At 57.7% G+C, this 21615-nt stretch carries 21 protein-coding genes; 16 read left to right on the top strand and 5 right to left on the bottom strand.

All coding sequences use genetic code 11. The annotated features are described in order from the left end of the window. Positions 1-93: 93 nt before the first annotated feature. From QOL67_RS01925 to QOL67_RS01915, 3 genes are read left to right on the top strand one after another with little or no spacing between them, the layout of a single operon-like run. A complete protein-coding gene (locus QOL67_RS01925) occupies positions 94-798 on the top strand; it encodes an ABC transporter permease (protein ID WP_283424249.1) in 705 nt (234 codons plus the stop codon). Beyond that, the gene (locus QOL67_RS01920) at positions 792-1511 is read left to right on the top strand and encodes an ATP-binding cassette domain-containing protein (protein ID WP_283424248.1); all 720 of its coding nucleotides are present in this window, start codon (positions 792-794) and stop codon (positions 1509-1511) included. Before QOL67_RS01925 ends, QOL67_RS01920 begins: the two co-directional genes overlap by 7 nt. Further along, positions 1508-2317, top strand: coding sequence for an ABC transporter substrate-binding protein (locus QOL67_RS01915; protein ID WP_283424247.1), 810 nt, complete (start codon positions 1508-1510; stop codon positions 2315-2317). The genes QOL67_RS01920 and QOL67_RS01915 overlap by 4 nt, the downstream gene beginning before the upstream one ends. Positions 2318-2332: 15 nt before the next feature. Here QOL67_RS01915 and QOL67_RS01910 read toward each other — a convergent pair whose 3' ends face one another. From QOL67_RS01910 to QOL67_RS01895, 4 genes are read right to left on the bottom strand one after another with little or no spacing between them, the layout of a single operon-like run. After that, a complete protein-coding gene (locus QOL67_RS01910; protein ID WP_283424246.1) occupies positions 2333-2812 on the bottom strand; it encodes a DUF6505 family protein in 480 nt (159 codons plus the stop codon). Beyond that, a complete protein-coding gene (locus QOL67_RS01905) occupies positions 2812-3537 on the bottom strand; it encodes a biotin/lipoate--protein ligase family protein (RefSeq protein ID WP_283424245.1) in 726 nt (241 codons plus the stop codon). Before QOL67_RS01905 ends, QOL67_RS01910 begins: the two co-directional genes overlap by 1 nt. After that, entirely contained in the window at positions 3534-4598 is a 1065-nt protein-coding gene (locus tag QOL67_RS01900; protein WP_283424244.1) for an Mrp/NBP35 family ATP-binding protein, read from the bottom strand. The genes QOL67_RS01905 and QOL67_RS01900 overlap by 4 nt, the downstream gene beginning before the upstream one ends. Further along, the gene (locus QOL67_RS01895) at positions 4599-4799 is read right to left on the bottom strand and encodes a DUF6494 family protein (RefSeq protein ID WP_283424243.1); all 201 of its coding nucleotides are present in this window, start codon (positions 4797-4799) and stop codon (positions 4599-4601) included. It abuts the gene before it with no gap. Positions 4800-4878: 79 nt separating this feature from the next. Here QOL67_RS01895 and QOL67_RS01890 point away from each other — a divergent pair, with 79 nt between their 5' ends. Then, on the top strand, positions 4879-5637 hold the full coding sequence (locus QOL67_RS01890; protein WP_283424242.1) for a cytochrome c family protein: 759 nt from the start codon (positions 4879-4881) through the stop codon (positions 5635-5637). Here QOL67_RS01890 and QOL67_RS01885 read toward each other — a convergent pair. Continuing rightward, positions 5631-7604, bottom strand: a complete 1974-nt coding sequence (locus QOL67_RS01885) for a 4Fe-4S binding protein (protein WP_283424241.1) — start codon at positions 7602-7604, stop codon at positions 5631-5633. The two genes, QOL67_RS01890 and QOL67_RS01885, sit on opposite strands and share 7 nt — an antisense overlap. A gap of 332 nt (positions 7605-7936) precedes the next feature. Here QOL67_RS01885 and QOL67_RS01880 point away from each other — a divergent pair, with 332 nt between their 5' ends. The 12 genes from QOL67_RS01880 to QOL67_RS01825 all read left to right on the top strand — a co-directional run bounded on the left by QOL67_RS01880 (position 7937) and on the right by QOL67_RS01825 (position 21611). After that, positions 7937-8494 carry a DUF3305 domain-containing protein gene (locus QOL67_RS01880; RefSeq protein WP_283424240.1) on the top strand — a complete coding sequence of 186 codons (558 nt, stop codon included), beginning with the start codon at positions 7937-7939 and terminating at the stop codon, positions 8492-8494. Next, positions 8491-9150, top strand: coding sequence for a DUF3306 domain-containing protein (locus QOL67_RS01875; protein WP_283424239.1), 660 nt, complete (start codon positions 8491-8493; stop codon positions 9148-9150). Before QOL67_RS01880 ends, QOL67_RS01875 begins: the two co-directional genes overlap by 4 nt. A 2-nt stretch (positions 9151-9152) precedes the next feature. Next, positions 9153-9761, top strand: a complete 609-nt coding sequence (locus QOL67_RS01870; protein ID WP_164644043.1) for a TorD/DmsD family molecular chaperone — start codon at positions 9153-9155, stop codon at positions 9759-9761. 51 nt (positions 9762-9812) lie between these two features. Next, complete coding sequence (locus QOL67_RS01865) at positions 9813-10004, top strand: ubiquinol-cytochrome c reductase iron-sulfur subunit N-terminal domain-containing protein (RefSeq protein WP_283424238.1); 192 nt, start codon at positions 9813-9815, stop codon at positions 10002-10004. A gap of 110 nt (positions 10005-10114) precedes the next feature. After that, positions 10115-13009 (top strand): formate dehydrogenase subunit alpha, encoded by a 2895-nt coding sequence (locus QOL67_RS01860; RefSeq protein ID WP_283424237.1) that lies wholly within the window; start codon positions 10115-10117, stop codon positions 13007-13009. A gap of 12 nt (positions 13010-13021) precedes the next feature. After that, on the top strand, positions 13022-13615 hold the full coding sequence (gene fdh3B / locus QOL67_RS01855; RefSeq protein ID WP_283424236.1) for a formate dehydrogenase FDH3 subunit beta: 594 nt from the start codon (positions 13022-13024) through the stop codon (positions 13613-13615). A 134-nt stretch (positions 13616-13749) separates the two neighbouring features. Continuing rightward, entirely contained in the window at positions 13750-14940 is a 1191-nt protein-coding gene (locus tag QOL67_RS01850; protein ID WP_283424235.1) for a formate dehydrogenase subunit gamma, read from the top strand. A 3-nt stretch (positions 14941-14943) separates the two neighbouring features. After that, on the top strand, positions 14944-16242 hold the full coding sequence (locus QOL67_RS01845) for a c-type cytochrome (RefSeq protein WP_283424234.1): 1299 nt from the start codon (positions 14944-14946) through the stop codon (positions 16240-16242). Position 16243: 1 nt separating this feature from the next. Then, entirely contained in the window at positions 16244-16369 is a 126-nt protein-coding gene (locus QOL67_RS01840; RefSeq protein WP_283424233.1) for a hypothetical protein, read from the top strand. 3 nt (positions 16370-16372) lie between these two features. Continuing rightward, the gene (locus QOL67_RS01835; protein ID WP_283424232.1) at positions 16373-17767 is read left to right on the top strand and encodes a sigma-54-dependent transcriptional regulator; all 1395 of its coding nucleotides are present in this window, start codon (positions 16373-16375) and stop codon (positions 17765-17767) included. A gap of 64 nt (positions 17768-17831) precedes the next feature. Beyond that, entirely contained in the window at positions 17832-19775 is a 1944-nt protein-coding gene (locus QOL67_RS01830; protein WP_283424231.1) for a sensor histidine kinase, read from the top strand. A gap of 138 nt (positions 19776-19913) precedes the next feature. Further along, positions 19914-21611, top strand: a complete 1698-nt coding sequence (locus QOL67_RS01825) for a cyclic peptide export ABC transporter (protein ID WP_283424230.1) — start codon at positions 19914-19916, stop codon at positions 21609-21611. The last annotated feature ends 4 nt before the right edge of the window (positions 21612-21615 follow it).

Below are 21615 nucleotides of genomic sequence, written 5' to 3'. Positions count from 1 at the left end.
ATGGCACAATGACAATAGATGAGCCTGCCACGGGAATGGCAAGCTCCGGCCGCCGGGAGGGCAGGCCGCAAGGAGGGGCACCAGAGCGGTTGCATGAATGAATTATTGGCAGGCCTGCTCGAAGCTGGCCGATTAATCGTCACAGTTGACGCGGATCTGATCGAGATTTCGCTGCGCTCATTGCAGGTGACACTGACGGCCGTGGCCATTGCTTCGGCGATTGGCCTACCACTGGGCTGTTGGTTGGCGGTGCGTCGGTTCCGCTTCCGCCGGTTTGTGATTGCCACGATGAACGCGTTGATGGGGCTGCCGCCGGTTGTGGTGGGTTTGATTGTCTATCTGCTGCTGTCGCGGGCGGGGCCGTTTGGTGTGTTCGGGCTGTTGTTCACACCCACCGCGATGATCATTGCCCAGGTGATCATTTTGACCCCGTTGATCGCCTCGATTGCGCATCAGGCCATTCGCGAACTGTGGGCGCAGTACCACGATCTTTTGATCTCCATGAACACCACCCGCTGGCAGCGTATTGCCACGCTGTTGTGGGACGGACGTCGTGCGCTTTTGACAGCCTCGTTGGCCGGGTTTGGACGCGGAATTGGCGAGGTGGGCGCGATCATGATTGTTGGCGGCAATATTGATAACGCCACCCGCGTTTTGACCACGGCGATTTCGCTGGAAACCGGCAAAGGTAACTTCTCCCTCGCCTTGGCCTTGGGTTTTGTACTGATTGGTTTGGCGGTGTTGGTGAACTTGTTGATCCACACCCTGTCGCGCACGGAGGTGAGTGGCCGATGGTGACCTCTATTCTCCCACTGGACGTGAAGAATGCGGTGGTGCGGCGGCGTGGCAAGACATTGTTGGGGCCGGTGACCACCACGGTGAGTGACAGTGGCCTGTCGATTGTGATGGGGCCAAATGGTGCCGGGAAGACTACGTTGCTGCGTCTGTTGCATGGCATGGAGCGGGTGTCTCGCGGTGGCTCGCTTAGGTGGCAAATCCCCGAGGAAGAGGCGCGGGCGCGACAGGCCTTTGTGTTTCAGGCACCGATCATGATGCGCCGTACGGCGCTTGACAATGTGGCTTATCCTTTGATGACACACGGTGTGTCCAAGAAAGAAGCGCGGCAGCGTGCAGGTGCCTGGTTGGAGCGCGTTGGCTTGACGGACAGTGCCCAAAAACAGGCCACGGTACTCTCTGGCGGGGAACGTCAGAAATTGGCACTGGCGCGGGCGTTGATCCGCAAACCTGAAATTTTGTTCCTTGATGAGCCCTGCGCCAATTTGGATGGCCGGGCAACACGGGAATTTGAGACGCTGTTGATGCAGGCGTTCAAAGACGGAACACGTGTGGTGATGTCCACGCACGACATTGGTCAGGCACGGCGGCTGGCGGAGGATGTTTGGTTCATCCACCACGGTCTCATTCTGGAGCAGACACCTGCGGCGGAATTCTTTGCCTCACCCAAAACAAGTGAAGCGCGCGCATTCATAAATGGAGACATAGTCGAATGAAGTTTGGTACAACGCTTGCCGCAGTGGCCTTGGTATTCAGTGGCGTTATGGCTACCGCAGACACCATGAAAATGGCGGTCACAACCTCTTTCCATAATTCGGGACTTTCCGACGTCCTGTTGCCGGAAATCCAGAAAGACCTGGGTCTGGAAGTGCAGCTTTTGGTGGTGGGCACCGGTCAGGCCCTGCGTTTGGGTGAGGCTGGTGACGTGGATGCAATCTTGGTGCATTCCAAAAAAGCGGAAGAAGCGTTTGTTGCGGGTGGCTACGGCACGCACCGCCGTGAGATCATGTACAATGATTTTGTGTTGATTGGCCCCAATGCCGATCCAGCAAAGATTGCGGATGCCAAAAATGTGGTGGACGCGCTGACAGGGATTTCTGCAGCCAAAGCGGCGTTTGTGAGCCGTGGGGACGACAGCGGTACGCACAAGAAGGAGCTGTCGCTCTGGACTGAGGCCGGTGTGGATGCGGATGCCCGCTCTGTGGATTGGTACAAGGAAGCAGGCGCAGGCATGGGCGCGTCGTTGAACACCGCGTCTGGCATGAACGGTTACATCATAAGCGACCGCGCAAGCTGGCTCAAGTTTGGCAACAAAGGTGATCTGGCGCTGCTCTATTCCGGTGATCCGGAGCTGTTCAACCAGTATGCCTTTATCCCGGTTAACCCGGAGAAGCATGGCCACGTGCAGGCGGAACTGGCGCAGAAGCTGGAAGCCTGGCTGGTGAGTGACCGCGCCAAAGACTTGATTGACGGCTACACTTTGAAAGGTGGCCGCCTGTTTATCTTCAACGCGGAACAGTAAACCTGTTGGTGCACGTCACTCGTCTGGGGTGACGTGCACGGCAAACTGCTCCAACTCGGCTTCCGCGGGCGCGATGCTGCGGAATTGCTCTTTCACACCGGCGTCGGTGAGTTCGCGGGCCACGGTCAGAAGCGTGTTGGCCTCATGTTCGGCGCAGAGGTCGGCCATATGGGCAATTTCCTCTGCTGCCACAGGACGGGCTGCCTCAACCGAAGGGGCCCCGTAAACCTCTACAAAATGCTGGGCGAGCGCATCGGTGAGGGCTTCGACCTCTGCTGCCTCGATGGTGGTCACCGCGACAAAGGTGACGCGGCCAAAGGTCTCCACACCCAGCCAGCCATTGGCAAAAGCTTGGCGGGCTTTGCCGGTCAGGTCGGCCTCGGACCAGTTGGAAAACTCAAACCCGCCGCTGATCGCCCATTCGCCGGTGCGGGCCGGGTTAAAGTAGACCCGCTGGTCGCTTTCATCAAAGTGGATCGCACGTGCCAGAAGCATCAGCTGTCTCCTTCCAATAGGCGGCTGAGTGGCAGCAGGCGGGTGTCTTCGCCACTGCGCAGGAGTGCGCCAAAGTGTTCGTCTGTGCCGACAAAAGTGCCAGCTTCCTGCGTCTCGCCAAGAGACCATTCAATCTCTTCGCCGAGGTTGTGCGCGAGGCCGCGCCATTCAGTGTTGAGTGGCTTGAGACCTTCCTCTTCCATCCGGTTGACCCAAACCAACGTGTGCCGCACCCATGCGCCGAGTAGCTCATCGGGGCGCACATCCACACAGCCTTCTTCATAGAGGGCAGTCTGGTCTGGCGTGTCGCCTGGGGTGTCGACGTTGGCCGGAATTAGTGGCAGTTCAAGTCCAACCACTAGCCAATCCGGTACATCTTTGGCGTCCTTTGTGGAGGCAGCGACGCGCATTCGACCACACCGGGCGCCATTGACCAGAATGCCACCCGACCAGTCCAGATGCACCGCAACTTCTGGTGGGGCCAGCGCGCCTAAGGCGTTCTGGAAGCCAATGGCGCAGCTGATTAGCACCGGCATGGCGTCGGTCAGGGGGACCTCTGGCGCAAAGACAATCGCCGCGCGCAGCTGGTCTGCCGCAAGGTTGTAAACCACAAGCCCCGCATTGCAGCCCATGATCGCCTGGGTTTGGGCTTTGGTGAAGGGATCAGCTGACCCAGTCAACGCGAGCCCTTCGAAAAGCGGTGGGAATTGCGGGGCCTCACTCATGCGTTGCCGTCCTCGATCAGGCGGCGGGCCAATGTGCGGAACGATTGCGCCTGTGAGCTGTCCGGTTTGGAGACCACAATCGGTGCCCCGCCATCAGCGGCGACACGGATGTCCAGCGCCAGCGGAATTTCTGCCAAGAGCGGCACACCCAGTTTCTCCGCTTCCGCAGCCACACCGCCGTGGCCAAAGATGTGTTCTTCGTTGCCACATTTGGAGCAGATATGGGTGGTCATGTTCTCAACCATTCCCACGATCGGCGTGCCGAGTTTTTCAAACATGTTGATGCCTTTGCGCGCATCCAGCAACGCAATGTCCTGTGGGGTCGAAACCACGAGTGCGCCGGTCAGTTCGGCTTTTTGTGCGAGGGTCATCTGCACGTCGCCGGTGCCCGGTGGCAGGTCCACGATCAACACATCCAGCGCGCCCCATTGCACCTGATTGAGCATCTGCTGCAATGCACCCATCAGCATCGGTCCACGCCACACCACGGCTTCTTCCTCGCGGGTCATGAGACCAATGGACATCATAGTCACGCCGTGGTTGCGCATCGGCAGGATGGTTTTGCCATCGGGGCTCGACGGGCGTCCGGAGACACCCAGCATGCGCGGTTGTGACGGGCCATAAACATCCGCGTCGAGCAGGCCAACGCGGCGGCCTTCGGCGGCCAGCGCAGCAGCAAGGTTGGCGGATACCGTGGATTTGCCCACGCCACCTTTGCCGGAGGCCACAGCAAGAATGCGGTCGATGCCGGGGATCTTTTGTGGGCCTTGGGGCTCTGCCGGGCGGGAGCCTTTGAGGTCGGGCGGCGGCTTGGAGGCGGCATGCGCGGTCATCACGATGGACACGCTGTCCACGCCATCCAGCGCGTTTAATTTGTCTTCGATTTCAACCTTCATCGGCTGCATCGCCTGGGCGCGGGCCGGATCAATTTCGAGCACAAAACGGACTTCGCCACCGTCGACGTTCAGGGCGCGGACCATGCCGGAGGCCACCAGGTCGGATCCGGAAGCGGAATCGGTGAAGCCTTTGAGGACGTTTAAAATATCGTCGCGGTTAGCCATTTATGTGCGCCCTTTGATTTGACCGGTGACAACATGTTCCATGTCCAGACCGTCAACGGTCAACACGACTTTGGCGGTGAACTCTTTGCCGTCGGTTGCGTCTGCTCCGGCAGAGCGCATGGCGTCCTCAATGGCTTGCTGGCTGGTGACGCCAACCTGCTTGAGAAATTTGCGCATGCTCATGTTAAAATCGTCGCTCATAGGTGGATTTCCTTCTGCCTAGGGCATTCTACTTGTGTCCATGTTGACGCAAGCCGCGGCGGAGGCCTAGGTTTGTGTCATGGATTTTTTTCGGTTTTTGATAGGTGTTGTTGTCGCGTCGGTAACTTGCGTGGCCGACGGGCCTGCGCGTGCGCAGGGCAAAACCACAAGCTTGTTGGTTGCGCCGGAGGTGCAAGAGACCGGAGTCGTGAAATTTATGCTGCCCCGGTTCACTTTGAAGCATGGAGTGCGTGTCACGGTGGTCACCGAGGGAGACGCGGCAGGCAGCCTGATCAAAGATGGTGAGGCGGCTGTGTTTTCGCGTGCGGGAGACAACTATGGCCTGACGGTGCATAGGGTGGACGATCCGCATATGGCCACTTTGGCGGCTTGGCTGACCGGCGATGTGGGGCAACGCACAGTGTTGAGTTTCAAGCGAGACGGGCAAGCGGTGTTTGAGGTGCCGATTGTTGTGGTCGAGGACGAGATTGAGGCGGAGCTCGACGGGGATGCCGCACGCGGGGCGGAACTGGCGCTGAGCGCCTGTGGTCGCTGCCATGTTGTGGGCGACGTCAATCGGATGAACGGCATTGGCTCCACGCCAAGCTTTGCGGTGCTGCGCAGTCTGGATGGTTGGATGGAACGGTTCTGGGCGTTTTATGCGCTGAACCCACATCCGTCGTTCACCATCATTCCCGACGTCACCGAACCCTTTGACGAGACCCGGCCGTCCCCGATCAGCCCCGTCACCTTGACGCTGGAGGAACTGGAGAACATCGTCGCATACACCGCGACCATGGCCCCGGCCAATTTGGGAGCGCCGGTTGTGCATCAGTGATCCCGGCGCTTGGAGAAATAGTCCTCAGAGGTACGCACCTGTGGGCGCTCATTGCCGGAAAACGGGTTGTTTTCCTGATGGAACTGCGCGTTCACGCGGCAATCGTCACACATGCGGATCATGCGGGCGGCGTCTGAGGTGGCAAACATCGCGTGTTTGCCTTCGAGCTTCTCAACAATGCGCTCGATGGTGGATTTCACCCCAAACGGCGTGCCACATTCGATGCAGTCAAACGGCTCTTCTTCGTGCACCACTTGCTGAGACAGCGCGGCGTCTGAGGTGTTCAACTGTGGCACCAAAGAAATGGCGTTTTCCGGGCAGACATGGGCGCAGAGGCCACATTGCAGACAGGCGTCTTCCTGAAAGCGTAGTTGCGGCTTGTCTGGATTGTCACCCAAGGCGCCCGCCGGACAAAGCGAGGCACAGGACAGGCAGAGCGTGCAGGCGTCTTTGTCGACCAGCACGGCACCGTAGGGAGCGTTTTCCGGCAAAGGCAGGGGCGCGTCAAGATCGCCATGCAGCGCCTTGACCGCGAGGCGGGTGACTTGCCGGCGATTGCCAAGTGGCAGGATCGGTGCGGTGGGTTCAAGCCCGCTGGAGGCTCCGTAGAGTGCATCACACAGGGCACTTGGCTCCTCGGGGGCTAGGATGCGCAGAGCGTCTTGGTCACCGCTCAGGGCTTGGGCCAGCAGCAGTTCGCTGTCGAGTGCTCCCCGGTCTGTTGTCGGCGCGGCCAGTACATCGACACCGACAAATCCGCTTGAAAGGGCCGCGAGCATTTCGGCGTGGCCAAAGCCGCTGACACGCTCCAGATCCATCGGGATGACTTTGGCAGGCAGACCGCGATCATAACGCGCAGCTAGTGCGATCAGTTCCGCGCCAAAGTTGCGGTCATGCACCAGCAGGCGCGGTGCCGCGCCGCCAGCGTTGCGGTAAGCTTCCGCCATCCCACTGATGCGGGCAAAGAGCGCGCTGACGGGTGGGTCATCATAGGTGATGGCCCCGGACGGGCACAGCGCCGCGCAGGAGCCGCAGCCGGCGCAGATGTTAGGATCAATGTCGATGTGGTCGCCGGCGGGACGGATGGCAGAGGTTGGGCAAATATCCAAGCATTTGGTACAGCCGGTTTGCGACGCGCGCGAATGGGCACAGATGCTGGGTTCCAACGACAGGTAGAGCGGTTTCTCAAAGGTGCCCACCAAGTGGGAAGCTTCGAGAATTGCAGCGTGGGTTGCCGGCAGGCTCTTGGGGTCTGTCAGAAGGTAGCCTTCGCGTTTTTCAGGCGCGGGGAAAAGAGGCGTTTCACCGCGCAGGTCGAGCAGGATGTCACATGATGTCTTGGCGCCGTTGCGGGCCTCGCCAAAGGTAAGGGCCCCGCGGCCGCTGGGGTCGATCTGCTGCAAGGCGTCGATCTCGACAGAGAAATTGCCAAGCGCACCGGAGGCTTTTTTGAGCTGCCCTGCGATCACGTCAAAATCGCGGTCTTCCGGTGCGTCGGAGCCCGGGGACAACAACACGGTGACACTCAGGAACTCGGTAAGTTGGCGTGCAGCCGCGAGCGCGGCCTCTTCAGGGCCAACGATCAGGCACAGTCCTTCGGACGTGATATCGAAGGTTTTGGTCGCCGGGGGCTCCCGCAGCCCGTCGGCCAAAAGCGCGGCCATTTTGGGCCCCGCGGCCTCAGCTTCATCAGACCATCCCGCGCGGTTGCGCAGGTCGACAAATGTTGGCTCTGGCAGGGACAAATCGTCCGCCAGTTCGGAGAAGAATGTCTGCTCCTGCGTGCAGGCAACACATGTGTTTTCCGGGTCTGGAGCGGCTTGCATCAACTCTGCTGCGCGCTGTGCTTGTGCCCCGCAAAGTTCAGTATGCACCTTGGTGCACTGCACGGAGTCGACAGAGTCCAAGGCCTCTGTATTCAACGGCATACTTTCAGAACAATTACACAAAATCAATGTCTTAGACATGATTTCCTCCCAGAAAATACTCCCGAACGGGAGTGTAGATTTGCGTCAGAAATGCATGTTTCTGCTTCTGCGTAAAGCCCTCGAGCTCTGCCGAATCACTGGAATTTGACCCAACGTAAAACCAAGTGATTCTATTGGTTTTTGGGGGATGTGGACAATCTGTCCATGCATGGTGCTGGGGTAAGATTTGGTGGTCCAAAATGTCTAGTTTTTCACGCAAAATGCTTCGGTTTTGCGTTTTCCTTTGGCAAGGCTCAGGAAAGCGCGGAAGTTAAAGATGCCTGCGAAAAAATTTTCTGACGACTGCGTGGGCACGGGAGGAATACGAATTCATGCGCCAAGCGCCGGTATCATTGCCGTTGGGCATCGTGATCCGCAGAACGCCCTCGGCCAACCGTTGGGCGAAATTTGCGTGGCAGGCTGTTGGCGTGTTCCCTGGCGCTGCGCAGGCTGATTGGCGCGTGATGCGCGAAGAAGATGGGGCGGTGGAATTCCACGCTGCGACGGTGCCGCTTGAATTGTGGCACACCGACACCGAAGCGTATTTGACAACCCTGACGGCCCGTGTGCCTTCGATTGGTGTGGTGATGCGCGAAGCGGAAGATGGCGATGCGGAGCGCCCTTATGAGGTGCTGTTGGCGACGGCATCTGCGTTTGAGTTTCAGGATTATGCGGACAGCGGCGAAGAGCTGCTTGAGCTGGTGCCGATGCCGGAGGGGCTTGTTGCCTTCCTGCGCGACTTTGTCGAAGAGCACCATGAGGAAGAGACTTTTGTGAAACGTCGCCGCGACAAGAAGCGGATTGATCTGGTCGAAGATGGGCGTGGTGACGCACGTATTTCCCAGATCTCGGATGTGTACCGTGCGCCCCGCACCGGGAGGCCAAATTGAGCCGCGGTGGGGATTTCTGGGCGCGCCGAAAGGCGGGCGTTGCGGCGGAAGCTGAAGCCGAAGTTGTGGCCGTTGAGAAGGCAGAGCTGGCGCAGACCCATGCTGAGTTGGAAGAGAAGTCTGACGCAGAAATTTTGGCTGAGCTTGATCTGCCTGATCCGGATGGGCTTGAAAAAGGCGACGATTTTTCTGTGTTTTTGGAAAAGGCGGTGCCGGAGCGCATTCGCCGCCGGGCGTTGCGCAAGCTTTGGCTGAGCAATCCCGTGTTGGCCAACATCGATGAACTGGTGGACTACGGCGAAGACTTCACCGACAGCGCCATGGCTGTTGAGGCGATTCAAACCACCTATCAAGTCGGCAAAGGCATGTTGGCGCATGTGAAAGAGATGGCGCGGCAGGAAGAGGAAGCCAAAGCCTTGGCAGAAGGCCGCGTTTCGCCGGAAGACTTTGAAGCGCAAGCTGAGACGACGCTGGTGGAGAGCTCTGACGAGAGCGACGTGGTCGAGGTCGAAGAGGTTGCGCCAATCGACGTGGTAGCCGAAGCTGAGGCTCCTACTGAACCATTCCCTGACGCGGAGGCGCTCCCTGTGGCCCCTTTGCGTCGCCGTATGCGGTTTGATTTTGCCGCATCAGAAACGACTGAAGAGAGGGCATAGCGATGAGCCAAGCCGTCACCGATACCCACGTTGCCGAAGAGGATCTGCTGCGCGCGGATCTTTACGATTTTCTGGCCGCCCTTTTGGCCAATCCGCCCAGCAAAGACCTGTTGCAGCACGCGGCTGCCTTGGGTGGCGATGAGAGCGATCTTGGACAGGCGATCAGCACTCTGGCGCGGGTTGCCAAGGCGACCAATGCCGCCGCGGTCGAAACCGAGTTCAACGCGCTGTTCATTGGCCTTGGCCGCGGCGAGCTGATGCCGTTTGCCTCTTACTACCTGACCGGTTTTTTGAACGAAAAACCGCTGGCCAGCCTGCGGGCGGATATGGCGGCGTTGCGCATCACCCGCGCGCCCAATGTGTATGAGCCGGAAGACAATATCGCCAGCTTGCTGGAGATGATGGCGGGCATGATCCGTGGCCGCTTTGGCGAGCCGGTGCCGCTGCAAAAGCAAAAAGATTTCTTCTTCACCCATATCGCCGCTTGGGCGGAGCACTTCTTCTCCGATTTGGAAGCGGCGCAAAATTCGGTGCTTTACGCGCCGGTGGGCACGGTGGGCAAAGCCTTCCTCGAAATTGAAACACAGGCGTTCCGCATGGGGGCGGAGTAAACGTCATTTGAAGCCGTCGGACCCCGACCGACACAAAACAAGGAGCTCGCCATGAGCAAGCCAGAGGAAAAAGGTGCCAGCCGGCGTGATTTTCTGAAGCTCGCAACAGCAGCAGCCCCAGCAGCCGCTGCGGTCGTAGCCCTGTCGCCACAAGCGGCACAGGCACAGCCAGCTGATCTGTCTCGCACCGAAATGCAGGACACCGCGCACACCCGCGCATACCTCGACAGCGCCCGGTTCTAATCGGACGTTATCACACCCGCCCCCGACCACTGGTTGCGTGACGCCCACCGGTCGGGATTTTGAGACTAACCGAGCCAGCCTCGACGAACGGGGCAGCAAGGGAGGAAAGAATGCTTAGGAAAAAGACCAACGGGGTTGCGCGACGCCCCCAGCGGACAAGTATCCTGTCTGTCGCAGCTGAAAAAGCTGTGGATCGCCGCACATTTTTGCGTGGATCCGGTCTCGCCATTGGTGGACTGGCAGCGATTGGTGCCACTGGTGGCACTGTTACTCAGGCGCAGGCGCAAGACGCCGCCAACACTGCCGTTCAAACCATCAAATCCGTGTGTACCCACTGTTCTGTGGGTTGTACGGTTGTGGCCGAAGTTCAAAGCGGTGTCTGGATCGGGCAAGAGCCTGGTTGGGACAGCCCGTTCAATCTTGGTGCACATTGCGCCAAAGGGGCATCGGTGCGTGAACACGCCCATGGTGAACGCCGCCTGAAGTACCCGATGAAAAAAGAGGGTGGTGAGTGGAAGCGCATAAGCTGGGAGCAGGCGATCGACGAGATCGGCGACGGCATGAACCAGATCCGCGAAGAAAGCGGTCCTGACAGTGTGTATTGGCTGGGTTCAGCCAAGCACAACAACGAACAGGCGTATCTGTTCCGCAAGTTTGCGGCCTATTGGGGCACCAACAACGTGGATCACCAGGCGCGTATCTGTCACTCCACCACGGTTGCGGGTGTTGCGAACACATGGGGCTATGGCGCCATGACCAACTCCTACAACGACATCCACAACTCCAAAGCCATCTTCATCATTGGCGGCAACCCAGCCGAAGCCCACCCGGTTTCCCTGTTGCACGTGCTGCGCGCGAAAGAGCGCAACAACGCGCCGGTGATTGTGTGTGATCCACGCTTCACGCGTACGGCTGCGCATGCTGATGAGTATGTGCGCTTCCGTCCCGGTACCGATGTGGCGCTGGTTTGGGGCATCTTGTGGCACATCTTCGAAAACGGTTGGGAAGACAAAGAGTTCATCCGCACCCGTGTTTGGGGCATGGACCAGATCCGTGAAGAAGTGCGCAATTGGAACCCGGAAGAAGTTGAACGTGTGACGGGGGCTCCTGCTGAGCAACTGCGTCGTGTAGCGCGTACATTGGTCAACAACCGTCCCGGCACCGTGATTTGGTGTATGGGTGGCACACAGCACTCGACCGGCAACAACAACACCCGCGCGTACTGCATTCTGCAGCTGGCTCTTGGCAACATGGGCACCTCGGGTGGTGGCACAAACATCTTCCGTGGCCACGACAACGTGCAAGGTGCAACCGACCTTGGCGTTCTGAGCCACACCCTGCCAGGCTACTACGGCCTGTCCAAAGGCGCCTGGGCGCACTGGGCACGTGTTTGGGAAGAAGATGGCGAATGGTTGGGCAATCAGTTTGCCAAGACCACCGCTGCTGATGGCAAAGAGAAATCGCTTCAGAACCTGACCGGGATTCCTGTGTCACGCTGGATCGATGGTGTGCTTGAAGATCCCGACAACATGGACAACCCGGACAAAGTACGGGCCATGGTGCTTTGGGGGCATGCGCCGAACTCTCAGACGCGCGGCAAGGAAATGAAAACGGCGATGGAAAAGCTGGACATGCTGGTCGTGGTTGACCCGTATCCCACCGTTTCTGCTGTACTTCATGACCGCACCGATGGTGTTTACCTGTTGCCAGCCTGTACGCAGTTTGAGACCCGCGGGTCTGTGACCGCGTCCAACCGCTCGTTCCAGTGGCGTGATCAGGTTGTGGCTCCGCTGTTTGAAAGCAAGCCAGACCATGAGATCATGGGCCTGTTTGCCAACAAATTTGGCTGGGCTGATCGCTTTTTCCGTAACATCGAGATGGAAGACGAAAACACACCCAACATTGAAAGCGTAACACGCGAGTTCAACAAGGGTTTGTGGACAATTGGCTATACTGGTCAAACGCCAGAGCGCCTCAAGAAGCACATGGCAAACCAACACACCTTTGACCGCACCACATTGCGCGCCAACGGTGGGCCTGCAGATGGTGACTACTATGGTCTGCCTTGGCCATGCTGGGGCACCGCTGAGATGAACCACCCAGGCACGCCAAACCTCTATGACATGTCCAAACGTGTCTCTGAGGGTGGCTTGACCTTCCGCGCCCGTTTTGGCGTGGAACGTGATGGTCAAAATCTCTTGGCTGAAGGTGTCGCAAGCCTCGATTCCGAAATTCAGGACGGCTATCCAGAGTTCACCATGCAAATGCTGATGGACCTTGGTTGGGATGGCGATCTGACGGATGAAGAGCGTGCGTCTATCGACGCTGTGGCTGGTCCAAAGACCAACTGGAAAACCGACCTGTCGGGCGGTATCCAGCGGGTTGCGATCAAACACGAGTGTGCGCCATTTGGTAACGCCAAGGCCCGTGCCGTTGTGTGGACTTTCCCTGATCCGGTGCCTGTGCACCGCGAACCGCTCTATACAGCGCGGCGTGATCTGGTCGAAGACTATCCGACCTATGAGGACCGGAAGTTCTATCGTCTGCCAACCATGTATGCCTCCATCCAGAAGAACGACTTCAGCAAAGACTATCCGCTGGTTCTGACCTCTGGGCGATTGGTGGAATACGAAGGTGGCGGCGAAGAAACCCGCTCCAACCCATGGCTGGCTGAACTGCAGCAAGACATGTTTGTCGAGATCAACCCGCGTGATGCGAACAATCTTGGTGTCCGGGATCGGGCGCAGGTTTGGGTTGAAGGTGCGGAAGGCGCCAAGGTCAAAGTGATGGCCATGGTGACCAATCGTGTCGGCGAAGGTGTGGTGTTCATGCCATTCCACTTTGGTGGCCACTTCGAAGGAGAGGACTTGCGGAGCAAATACCCCGCCGGTGCCGATCCATATGTGTTGGGTGAAAGCACCAACACGGCGCAGACCTATGGCTATGACAGCGTGACCCAGATGCAGGAGACCAAGTGTACTCTCTGCAAAATCTGGGCAGCATAAGGAGAGAGAGAAATGGCACGAAGTAAGTTTCTCTGCGACAGCGAGCGCTGCATTGAATGTAACGCCTGCGTCACGGCCTGTAAGAACGAGCATGAGGTGCCTTGGGGCATCAACCGGCGTCGCGTTGTCACTATCAACGACGGCAACCCGGGTGAGCGTTCGATCTCGGTGGCTTGCATGCACTGTTCCGACGCGCCTTGTATGGCCGTTTGTCCGGTGGATTGCTTCTACCAGACCGATGAAGGTGTAGTCCTCCACTCCAAAGACCTCTGTATTGGCTGTGGTTATTGCTTCTACGCGTGTCCGTTTGGCGCGCCGCAGTACCCGCAGGCTGGCAACTTTGGCAGCCGTGGCAAGATGGACAAATGTACCTTCTGTGCAGGTGGCCCTGAAGAGAACCATTCCAACGCGGAATTCTCCAAATACGGCCGCAACCGGATTGCAGAAGGCAAATTGCCGCTCTGTGCTGAGATGTGTTCCACCAAAGCGCTGCTGGCGGGTGACGGGGACGTTGTGTCCGCCATCTACCGTGAGCGTGTTGTGGCACGCGGCTTTGGCTCCGGTGCATGGGGCTGGGGTACAGCCTACGAACAGAAAGGCGGCTAAGGCCGACCTTTCAATTGTTGGCGGCGCGACCTCTCGCGCCGCCAACGTACTGAACACAACTGTCTCAAACGAGATGCGGTGGCTTTCCATGCGGGAAAGGGCCGCTATTTGACTATTCAAACATCGAGGATGTGATGCGCGCGCTTCTCTGGATTGCACTAAGTTTTATGTTGGCTTTGCCTGGTTTCGCTGAAGAGGTGCCCGATCGCGCTGCGACTGGTGGTGCTCAGACGCTGGAAGACATTATGGCCCGTCAGCGAGGGGAGAAGATTGATGACAGCTTCCGCCGCGAGGCAACAGGCCAAGGCAATGTGGAAGCCTTAATAGGTCAATTGGGCACCCGTGGTGCCGCTTCCGATGCGGAAGTCTTCCGCGCGCTTCGGTATGGCAGCGCGGATACCCGAACATCTGCACCCGGTCCGACTGCTGGCCTGCTTATTCAGGATTCCGGCATGAAGTGGCTGGCCTTCCGAGAAGGGCCGCTGCTGCGATATGGCCTGATTTTCCTTGGTGTGATGATGGCAGCGATCCTCGCCTTTTACTTGTATCGTGGGAAAATCCTGATCGATGGCCCCAAGACGGGCCGCATGATCATCCGGTTTGACGCCTTTGAGCGGTTTAGTCATTGGGTGATGGGAGTCAGCTTCATTTTGCTTGGGCTGTCAGGACTCTACTTGATCGCCGGACGCAAATTCTTGATCCCTTGGATGGGGCACGGGGTTTATGCTGACATCGCGGAAGCAGGCAAATGGGTGCATAACAACATTTCCTGGGCCTTCATGATCAGCCTGGTGCTTGTGTTCATCCTGTGGGTCAAACACAACATTCCGGACCGTGGCGACATTCAGTGGATGGCCAAAGCTGGTGGTCTTTTTTCCAAAGGTGTTCACCCGCCCGCAAAGAAATTTAACGCCGGTCAGAAGATCATTTTCTGGTCTGTGATCATTCTGGGTTTCTCGATCTCCCTGTCAGGTGTGGCGCTATTGTTCCCATTTGAAGTGTCGGTGTTTGCCAAAACCTTCCAGATCGTCAACATGACCGGCCTGCCAAACTTGATCATGGGGGCACCGCTTCCTGAGGTCTTGAGCCCCTATGAAGAGATGCAACTGTCGCAATTGTGGCATGGCATTGTGGCGTTCTTGTTTATCGGCATCATCATCGCACACATTTACCTCGGCAGCGTTGGCATGGAAGGCGCGATCGAGACAATGGCAACCGGTGAGGTGGATGAACAATGGGCCAAGGAGCACCACTCGATCTGGTATGACGAAGAAATGGCGAAGGCCAAAGACGCCGCGCCAGATCAAGCCACACCTGCGGAATGACCTATGCGGGTTTGGTTGTCTCTTCTGACACTGATTGTGTGGCCAGCGGTTGTGCTGGCCGGAGATTTTTTTACTCTTAAAGGTCATGGCGGTCCCATCAAAGGGATCGCCGTGTCGCCGGACGGGCAGCGGGTGTTGACCGCGAGTTTTGACAACGCGCTTGGACTGTGGACCGGGCGCGTTCCAACGTGGCTGGACGGACATGAGGCTGCGGTCAATACGGTAGCTTTTGTCGATGACACGCGCGCTGTCTCCGGCGGTGACGATTTTGCTGTGCGGTTGTGGGATTTGGCGGAAGGCACGTCGCAAGAGCTTGGCCGGCACAAAGGTAAAGTTATGTCGGTGCGGGTGTCTGAGGATCAGCGGATGGTGGCGTCGGCAAGTTGGGACGGCACTGTTGGGATTTGGTCGCTCAATGGGGCTGCGCCGCGCTTCATCGATGTGGGGTCCAATGTCAATGATGTGGCGTTTTCCGCTGCTGGCAAGTTTCTGTACGCGGGAGCCTCTGACGGCAAGGTTCGCATCTATGAGGTTGCGACTGGCAATTTGCATCAGTTGTTTCTGTCCAATGGATTTGGCGTGAACACGCTGGTGCTCAACGAAACAGCGGGATGGCTGGCGTTTGGCGCGGTTGATGGCGCGACCAAAGTTGTTGATGCTAAGACCGCCGAGCTTATCAAAGACGTGACGCTGGAACGCCGCCCCATTTTGGCAATGGCCCTAGATTGGCAAGGCCAACACCTTGCGGTTGGGGATGGTGAGGGCTTCATCCTGTTGCTCAAAACGGATGGCTGGTCCATCGCCAACGACTTCCGCGCCACACACCGCGGCCCGATTTGGGCGTTGGCGTTTTCGGCTGATGGCAGCAATATCCACGCAGGCGGACTGGACGACGCCATGTTCAGTTGGCCATTGGCCGACCCCGACGACGTCCCGCGCATGGTGCAGCAGGGCCGCGCCTTTCTGAATGGCAACGACAGCTCCTCCAACGGCGAACGACAGTTCCAACGCAAATGTTCCATTTGCCACACGTTGACCGGAGACAGCGCCCGTCGTGCTGGGCCAACACTAAAAAACTTGTTTGGCCGCCGCGCAGGGGCTGTGGCCGATTACAGCTATTCTGACACGTTACAGACATCAGACATTGTCTGGTCCGCGCATACCATTGATGCGCTTTTTGATTTGGGACCAGACGTGTATATTGCGGGTACAAAAATGCCAGTTCAGCGCATCGCCCGCGCAGAGGATCGTGCAGATCTCATCGAGTTTCTGCGGACTTACAGCGACATCAAGGACGACTGAGATGAAAACTTTTTTGCTAGCCTGTGTGACCGTCGCAGGGATTTCTGTTGTGGCCTATTACGGGCTGCACTCTCTGGGCTTTTCGACTACAGAAGCGGGGACAGGATCCTCGGTGCGACTGGACTAATCAATGAACCAACTTGAACGGCCACACACACAATCCCGGAACAAAGACCGCGCGTCATCCGAATTTGGCATGGGACTGTCTGCAGCTTCGGTTCTTGTGGTTGATGACGAGCCGGGCATTCGCAACTTCATTGTGAAAATCCTGGAGCCGTTAGTCGCGCGTGTGGAACAGGCAGCCAACACGGAGGTGGCCAGCCGGCTTTTGGATGCGAACCATTTTGATATTGTGATTTTGGACAATGTCATGCCAGGCACCACCGGGCTGGAATGGCTGGTCGAACAGCGCAAGTTGGGGTTTTTTGCCGACACCATCCTGATAACCGCGTTTGCCGATATGGACACGGCCATCGAAGCAATGCGTGCTGGTGCCGTGGATTTTGTGCTCAAGCCGTTCCGGTCCAACCAGATCCTCAACGCCGTGGCACGCTGTGTGGACCGGGTGAATCTGCGGCGCGAAAATTACTTGCTCAAATATGAACTGGCCTCCGGCAATGAGCAGGTGCGCGCGCGTTTGCTTGGCAGTTCGCCGGAGATTGAAATAATCCGGGCCACAATGGCGCGGGCGGCACCTTTGCCCACGCCAGTTTTGCTGACCGGAGACACTGGTACAGGCAAAGAAGTGGCGGCACGGGCCATTCACCTTATGTCACCACGTGCAGAAAAGCCTTTTGTGCCAATCAATTGTGCCACTATTGCGGGTGACATGATCGAGCACGAACTTTTTGGTCATATCCGCCAGGATGCCGGTGGGCGCACGGTCCGCCACGATGGGGTGTTTATGAATGCCAATGGCGGCACGCTCTATCTTGATGAGATTGTCGAATTGCCGCTGCCGGTGCAGGCGGCCTTACTCCGGGTGATCGAGCAGCGCAAAATTCGCCCTGTGGGGTCCTCTCGTGAGGTGCCGCTGGACCTGAGGTTCCTGTTTGCCACCAATGCCGATATGGAAGCGGCGGTACAAGATGGGCGGTTGCGCGAAGACCTGTATCACCGGATCAATGTGCTCAACATTCAGATGCCGTCGCTGCGTACGCGCAACGGGGATTTGAAAGAGTTGGCGCTGATGTTCATTCAGCAGATATCCAAGTCTCTTGGGGTGCCGCCGTTGACCTTGTCCGAAGGCGTTTTGCTGAACATGGCGCGCTATGACTGGCCCGGTAACGTGCGGGAATTGCGCAACCTTATTGAACGGTCGCTGATTGTGGGTGAATGGGCGTCGGAGTTTGCCGTTGGCGGGTCTGACGAAGAAGTCGAAGCGGTGGATAGTCTTGCGGCAGTCGAACGGCGGCATATCTTGACTGTGTTGGATGCCTGTGACGGCAACCGGGCGGAAGCGGCGCGGCGGCTGGGGATTTCACGTAAAACCATCGACCGAAAATGTGCGATGTGGAATGACTGAGACGCCAAAGTCTCAATCTCATTCTTCAACGTCGAGACCTCGGCGGCGTGGTGCATCTGTCCGCATGCGCCTTTTGGCGATTGCACTTTTGCCGACCCTGGTGGTCTTGCCTTTGTTCTTCAGTATCACAGCTCTCAACTGGTCCTCCCGGTTTGACAACTTGTTGATTGCAAAGGTGAATGGTGAATTGACCATTGCGCAGCAATACCTCAGTCAACTGCTTGAGAACAGTGATTTGCGGATGCAAGCATTGGCAGAAAGCTCGGCATTTGTAGACCGCGTGGTGTCGCAAGATCGCAATGCGGTCCTGACGCTGCTGGATACCAAAAAGTCCGAGATGGGGCTCGATTTTCTGTACTACATAAATGCGGATGGAGCGGTGTGGTCCTCGCCAAGGTTTGCCGATGACATGGGGTTGACCAAATGGCCAGTTGTGTCGCAGGCCCTTGCGGGTACCGGCTCTGCACACATTGATATCTTCAGCAAGTTTGATTTGAGTCAGGTGTCTGAAAGTATTGCAGAAAAGGCGAGAATTGACCTGGTGTCGACGCAAGCTGCGGTGCCAACCGATCGCACTGAAGAAACCCGTGGGATGGTGGTGCATGCGGCCACACCGGTGGTCGGCAGTGGGCGCAACGGGGCGTTGGTTGGTGGCGTTTTGTTGAACCGCAACCTAACGTTCATCGATACCATCAACGATCTTGTTTACCCAACCGCTAGCTTGACCGAGGGCAGCCAGGGCACGGCGACCCTTTTTCTTGAAGACGTCAGGGTGTCTACCAATGTGCGTCTGTTTCAGGACGAGCGCGCATTGGGCACGCGGGTGTCAGAGGCGGTTTATGAAACGGTCTTGGAACGCGGTGAAATCTGGCTCGACCGGGCGTTTGTAGTGAACGACTGGTACATTTCTGCGTATGAGCCGATCTTGGACAGCTTTGGTGAGCGGGTTGGCATGCTTTATGTTGGTTTTCTGGACCAACCGTTTCGCGATGCGAAGTTCTCGACCATCCTGACGTTTGCCATTGCCTTTGTGGTTATCATATTGATTTCAGTCCCAATTTTCTTGCGGTGGGCGCGGCAAATTTTTGCCCCTCTTGAACGCATGGTGCGCACTATCGGGCGTGTGGAAGAGGGTGATCTGAACGCGCGGACGCGGGTTGAGGATGGCGGAGAAATTGGCCGTGTTGCGGCGCAGATGGACAACCTGCTGGAGCAAATTCAGGAGCGAGATCGGGAGCTTACGCGGCGGGTGGCGGCGCGGACGCGGGATCTGGAGGAAGCCAATCGGCGGCTTGAGGCAACCTCGAAACAGTTGGTGGTGTCTGAGAAATTGGCCGCCGTGGGCGAGATCGCGGCTGGGATTGCGCATGAGATCAACAATCCGGTGCAGGTGATTCAGGGCAATTTAGATGTGGTGCGCGTGCAGCTGGGGGATGAGGCCGATCAGATCAAGACTGAGTTACGGCTGATTGATGAGCAGACTCATTCGATTTTCCTGATTGTGAACAAGCTCTTGCAGTTTACGCGACCGGATGAATATGCCGAAGGCAGCGAAGAGCATCGCCCAGCAGACATCATCACCGACACGCTGCCCTTGGTGCAGCACCTGTTGAGTAAGGGGCACATTGATCTGTCGCTGGAGCTTGAAAGCATTAAGGCGATCTCGATCAACCGCACGGAGCTGCAACAGATCCTGATCAACCTGATGGTCAATGCGATCCATGCAATGCCGGATGGCGGGGCACTGACCGTGGGGGCGCTGGACGCGGATCGGGACGGAAAAAATGGTGTTCTGGTGTTTGTGAAAGACACAGGCGTGGGCATGGCACCGGAGCTGTTGACCCGGATTTTTGATCCGTTTTTTACAACAAAACAAGGCGAAGGCACCGGCTTGGGCCTGTCGATCACCCGTAAGTTGGTGGAGCGCTATGACGGAGAAATCGAGGCGGACAGTGTGGTTGGACACGGTACCGAATTTCGCGTGTGGTTCCCGGCTGCCGTGTCGTAAGAATCGTCCCGCGCTCCCGAAAAACCGGTCCAAAATTGCAACGTCGGTATAACATCGGTTTTGCGACTGTATTGCGGAGGTGGCGGTTTTGCGGGCAAAAACCGTTAACGCATAGGCGTGAAGGCCGGATTTTTAAACATGAATTCAGACATGGACATATCGGAGAAGTCGGGAATTGCCCCAGCGCTGCGGCAGCGGACGGAGGTGGCGCGGTTTCTGCTCGCCGCAGGCATGGGCCTACGGGACCCAATTGTTTTCCTAACTCTGATTTCCGGCGTGAGCCGCGCGGGTATGATCTTTGCCATCAACGAAACCGCGCGCAGCCATGCTGACGGACTTGGATGGTCGGTTTGGCTTTTGTTGATCTGCGCCGCTGGCATGGTGATCTCAGCCTATTTGCAAAAGGTGCGGGCCTTTACGCTGATCACGCGGATCGAGGCGCAGATGCGTCATCGACTGTCCGAACTTCTGCTACGGGCCAACATTGATTTTCTGATTTCTGGGCGGCACGGCAAGGTCTATGGCGCAATGACAGCGGAGGTGAACCAGCTGGCGCAGGCGGTGATCCACTTGGTGGAGGCGATTGGCGCCGCGATCGTACTGCTGTTTGCCATTCCCTACCTGTTTTTTGTCAGCTGGATTGCCGGTGTCGCTGCGGTCGCGGCCATTGCTTTGGGTGGGATTGGCTTTGCCCTGATGGATGGGCCTGCGCGGGTCTGGGCCTTGAAGGCGTCGGACAGTTTTGCCGCCTATTGTGATCGTGTCAGTGATATGCTCGGCGGTTGGAAAGAGCTGCGGCTGCGGGCCAGCCGGCGCGATGCGCTGGAGGCAGAAACCAAAGCGGTGATCGCGGCGCAGGTGGCCCACAAAATGCGCTCTGAGAGGTTGTTTGCGGCCAGTACCGGTGGCGGGCAACTCGCGGTGGCCCTGTTGATGTGTTTTGTTGTGATTGTGTTGCCGCAGATACAGGGCGGCGATGCAATTGTGATGTTTCAGGTGCTGACCATTATCTTACTGGTAAACGGGCCGACGGAATTGGTGTTCAACACGTTGCCAATATTGAGCCGCGCGGAGAACAGTTTTTACAAAATCAAAGGTGTTGAAGCGGAGTTGCACACAGCGCAGAGTTTGGCGTTGGCGGCGGAGCCGAAGTTGCTGGAGCGCTTTGAAGAGGTCGCGCTGCGGGGTGTTGAGGCCAATGTCGGGGAGGCGCGGGACGGCGTGGTTCCGTTCCATCTGGGTCCAATTGACCTGACCTTTCATCCCGGTGAGACGGTGTTCATTTGTGGTGGCAACGGCTCTGGCAAAACCACACTGTTGTCGCTGATCACAGGGATGCGGCATCCGGCGGCGGGGCAGATCACACTTGATGGTGCTGCGCTTGATGATGCCACAACTGCCAGCTATCGTGAGCTGTTTTCGGCGGTGTTTGCGCAGTACCACCTGTTTGATCACGCCTATGGGATGACCAAGGCGGAACTCGCTGAGTTGGAGGCGCGGATCGCGCAACTGGGGCTGGCGCAGCGGGTGCAGCTGTTGGACGACAGGTTTTCCAACACGTCCTTGTCAGCCGGGCAAAGCCGCCGCTTGGCGCTGGCGGTGGCTTTGGCAGAGCAGCGGTCGATTATTGTGCTGGATGAGTTTGCCGCGGATCAGGACCCGGCAAATCGGGCGTTTTTTTATGATGTGTTGATGCCGGAATTGTCGGCATCGGGACGGCTTGTCTTGGCGGTGACACATGATGATCATCAATTTGGGAAATGTGATCGCTTGATCAAAATGGAGGCGGGGCGCATCGTGTCGGATGAGCGTATGCCGCACCGTAAAGAGGTTTGAGTTT

This window comes from Shimia sagamensis (assembly GCF_900182745.1).
Classification (GTDB): Bacteria; Pseudomonadota; Alphaproteobacteria; order Rhodobacterales; family Rhodobacteraceae; genus Shimia; species Shimia sagamensis.
This window is presented reverse-complemented; position numbering and strand designations above follow the sequence as displayed.